5 protein-coding genes are annotated in these 3,653 nt (G+C 68.7%); 4 read left to right on the top strand and 1 reads right to left on the bottom strand.

Annotation, left to right across the window (positions count from 1 at the left end):
* From ACMUOO_RS16645 to cobJ, 4 genes are all read left to right on the top strand, one after another.
* The coding region (locus tag ACMUOO_RS16645) for a precorrin-3B synthase (protein WP_413855757.1) at positions 1 to 958 on the top strand (958 nt) is incomplete at its 5' end.
* Between the two features lie 3 nt (positions 959 to 961).
* Positions 962 to 1,591 carry a precorrin-8X methylmutase gene (locus tag ACMUOO_RS16650; RefSeq protein ID WP_301918117.1) on the top strand — a complete coding sequence of 210 codons (630 nt, stop codon included), beginning with the start codon at positions 962 to 964 and terminating at the stop codon, positions 1,589 to 1,591.
* Positions 1,592 to 1,593: 2 nt separating this feature from the next.
* Positions 1,594 to 2,310, top strand: a complete 717-nt coding sequence (locus tag ACMUOO_RS16655; protein WP_301918123.1) for a precorrin-2 C(20)-methyltransferase — start codon at positions 1,594 to 1,596, stop codon at positions 2,308 to 2,310.
* Entirely contained in the window at positions 2,307 to 3,041 is a 735-nt protein-coding gene (cobJ, locus tag ACMUOO_RS16660; RefSeq protein WP_301918116.1) for a precorrin-3B C(17)-methyltransferase, read from the top strand. The genes ACMUOO_RS16655 and cobJ overlap by 4 nt, the downstream gene beginning before the upstream one ends.
* Here cobJ and ACMUOO_RS16665 read toward each other — a convergent pair.
* The coding region (locus ACMUOO_RS16665; RefSeq protein WP_413855758.1) for a cobalt-precorrin-6A reductase at positions 3,017 to 3,653 on the bottom strand (637 nt) is incomplete at its 5' end. The genes cobJ and ACMUOO_RS16665 overlap by 25 nt on opposite strands.

A 3,653-nucleotide genomic window follows, 5' to 3' on the forward strand; every position in this document is an offset into this window, starting at 1 on the left:
TCTGGTCGATGAGAATGCCGAAAACGAAGCGCGGCGGAACATCCTCGTGAATCCCGTCCGTCCGCACTTTCTCGGCGACCCGGATCATTATCCGAACGTTCCGATTGCCGATGCGCTGGCCGATGCGCTCGCCATCCCGGATGCACCACGCCTTCCCGGCAAGTTCGGCTTCATTGTCGACCTGGGCCGGGGCCTTCGGCATCTTGCACGAGACATCGGAGACATACGGATCGAAAGTGCCGCAACGGGATGGTACGATTTCATTCTTCGCGCCGACGGGATGCCTACCGGTAAACTGGTCACGGGCGACACCGCAGCCGGGCTTGCGATTGAAATGGCGCGCTGGTTCATCGACTCCGGCGGTGTCGGCCCGGACGGCAGGGGCAGGATGCGCGATCACATCGCCCGTGGTGCGCAACTGCCTGCGGGGCTGGCAGGCGACGTTCCCGCTGCCCCGGAGGCACGCCAGCCGAAACCCGGCTCCTACGGCGGCGGCGAGCTCTTGGCGTTCGCCTTCGGTCAGGTCCGGGCGGAGAAATTTTCATGGCTGGCCAAGGCGGGGGGCAGCATTCGGATAACGCCATGGCGCATGGTCTATTTCTCTTCCGGTCTCAAGCGCCGGCGCGACTTGCACGATGATGGCGACTTCATCACCAACCCGGCCGATCCGCTTCTTAACGTCGTCGCCTGCACCGGCGCTCCGGGCTGTCCGCAGGCGCTGGGACCGACCCGCGCGCTGGCCCGCCGTCTCGCGCCGCGGGTGCCGCAGGGAAAGCTCCTTCACGTCTCGGGATGCGCCAAGGGCTGCGCCCATCCCGGCGCGGCGCCCGCGACGCTGACGGCGACCGCGCCCGACCGCTATGACCTGATCCTGAACGACACCGCCGCAGGCGCTCCGGCCCGCACCACCACAGATGCAGTGCGCCTGACCGCCACCGACCTTTTCCCGACCGGATAACCCATGGCCCACAGCTACCAGACCGACGGCGCCGCAATCTACCTCGAAAGCTTCGCGACGATCCGCGCCGAGGCCGACCTCGCGCGGTTCACGCCGGAAGAGGAAATCGTCGTCGTCCGCATGATCCATGCCGCCGGAATGGTCGGGCTTGAGGATCATGTCCGCTTTTCCCCCGGCATGGCCATCGCCGCCCGTGCAGCACTTGAAGCCGGCGCGCCGATCCTCTGCGATGCGCGGATGGTGAGCGAGGGGATCACGCGTCCCCGCCTGCCGGCTGGTAACGAAGTGATCTGCACCCTTCACGATCCGCGCGTGCCGGAGATGGCGAAGGCGATGGGCAACACCCGCTCCGCCGCCGCGCTGGAGCTTTGGCGGCTGCATCTGGCGGGTGCCGTGGTCGCCATCGGCAACGCACCGACCGCGCTTTTCCACCTTCTCAACATGCTGGAAGACCCGGCCTGCCCGCGCCCCGCCGCGATCATCGGCTGCCCGGTGGGCTTCGTCGGCGCGGCGGAATCGAAGGACGCGCTGATGGCGGATCTGCCTGCCCCGTCGCTGATCGTGAAGGGTCGCCTCGGCGGATCGGCGATCACGGTCGCGGCCGTGAACGCGCTCGCCAGCCGGAAGGAATGACGATGGGAAAGGTCATCTGCGTCGGACTCGGTCCCGGCGACCCGGACCTGATGAGCGTGAAGGCGGATCGCCTTGTGCGCGGCTCGGCCCATGTCGCCTATTTCCGCAAGACCGGCTACGAGGGCCAGGCGCGCAAGATCGTGAGCGGCATGCTGCGCGCCGACGCCATCGAGTATCCGATGGAGTATCCGGTCACGACCGAAATCCCCTTCGCCGACCCTGAATACAACCGGCTGATGGCCGACTTCTACGACGACTGGGCCGGAAAACTGGCAGGTCTGGCCGAAACAGAGACGGTTCTGGTGCTCTGCGAGGGCGATCCCTTCTTCTACGGCAGCTTCATGCACCTCTACACGCGGCTGCGCGACCGCAGCACCGTCGAGGTCATTCCCGGCATCACCGGCATGTCGGGCTGCTGGACCGCGACCGGCGAGCCGATCACCTGGGGCGATGACGTGCTGACCGTGGTGACAGCGACGATGGGGGAAGAGGAACTGACGCGCCGCATCCGCGACACCGATGCGCTGGTCGTCATGAAGATCGGCCGCAACCTGGACAAGCTGAAACGCGCGCTGATCGCGGCGGGGCGGCTCGACACCGCCTGGCTCGTGGAGCACGGCACGATGGCCGACCAGCGCGTGCACCGGCTGGCCGAGGCGCCGGCCAGGGTGCCCTATTTCTCCATCGCGGTGGTTCACGGCCAGGGGCGGCGGCCATGACCGGCTGGATCGCCATCGCCGGGCTCGGGCCGGGGGACGAACGGCTTGTGACGGAGGAGGTGCGCGCGACCCTGGCCGAGGCGACCGATGTGGTGGGCTACATCCCCTATGTCGCCCGCGTCACGCCGCGCGACGGGCTGACGCTGCACCCGTCCGACAACCGGGTGGAGATCGACCGCGCCAACCACGCGCTCGACATGGCGGCGGCGGGGCGGCGCGTCGTCGTTGTCTCCTCGGGCGATCCCGGTGTCTTCGCGATGGCAGCGGCCGTTTTCGAGGCACTGGAACGGCGCCCCGATCCCGCCGCCTTCGACATCCGCGTCCTGCCCGGCATCACCGCGATGCTGGCAGCGTCCGCCCGGCTCGGAGCGCCGCTCGGCCACGATTTCTGCGCGATCAACCTTTCGGACAACCTCAAGCCCTGGGACCTGGTCGAACGCCGGCTTCGCCTCGCCGCGCGGGCCGGCTTCGCCATGGCCTTCTACAACCCGCGCTCCAGGAGCCGGCCGCACCAGTTCGGCCGCGCGCTGGAGATCCTGCGCGAGGAATGCGGGCCCGACCGGCTCATATCCTTCGCCCGCGCGGTCACGACGCCCGACGAGCGGCTGGAAACCGTGACTTTGGCCGAGGCCGTGACCGAGATGGCCGACATGCGGACCGTCGTGATCATCGGCAATGCCGATACCCGCCGGGTCGGGCGCTTCCTCTATACCCCGAGGTCGGCCGGATGAGCGAGGAATGCCATAACCTCTTCGACGCTTCGCGCGATCCGGCGGGGTGGCAGAGCGGGCCGGTCGATCAGGATCACCGGCAGGCCAAGCGTGCGCGCCGCATCGAGCTTGGCCCGCGCTCCCGTGCCCCCGGCGTTTTTGGCCACGATGAACTCGATGCCATGGGCAGAAAGAAGCGCTGCGTCCCCGGTCTCGGTGAACGGGCCGCGGGCGATGACGATTTCGGCGTCAGGCAGGGGCAGAACACCCTCGGGCGGATCGACGAGGCGAAGCAGATAGCGGTGCTGCGGCCTGGCGGCGAAGGGCTCCAGGTTCTGTCGGCCGATGGCAAGGAAAACCCGTGCCGGCGTGTCGGGCAGCGCGGCGACCGCCGCCGCGACATCGGGCACGGAACGCCAGTCGTCGCCGCGGCCGGGCTCCCAAGGCGGACGCTCGAAGCCGCAGAGCGGCACGCCCGCCGCGTCGCAAGCCTCGACTGCATTCCGGCTCATCCGGGCGGCAAAGGGATGGGTCGCATCGACCACGTGAGTGACGCCTTCGTCCCGCAGGTAGCGCACAAGCCCCGCGACGCCGCCGAAGCCGCCGACCCGCGTCGGCACCGGCTGTGCGACC

The organism is Albidovulum sp. (assembly GCF_041919395.1).
Taxonomy (GTDB): domain Bacteria; phylum Pseudomonadota; class Alphaproteobacteria; order Rhodobacterales; family Rhodobacteraceae; genus Albidovulum.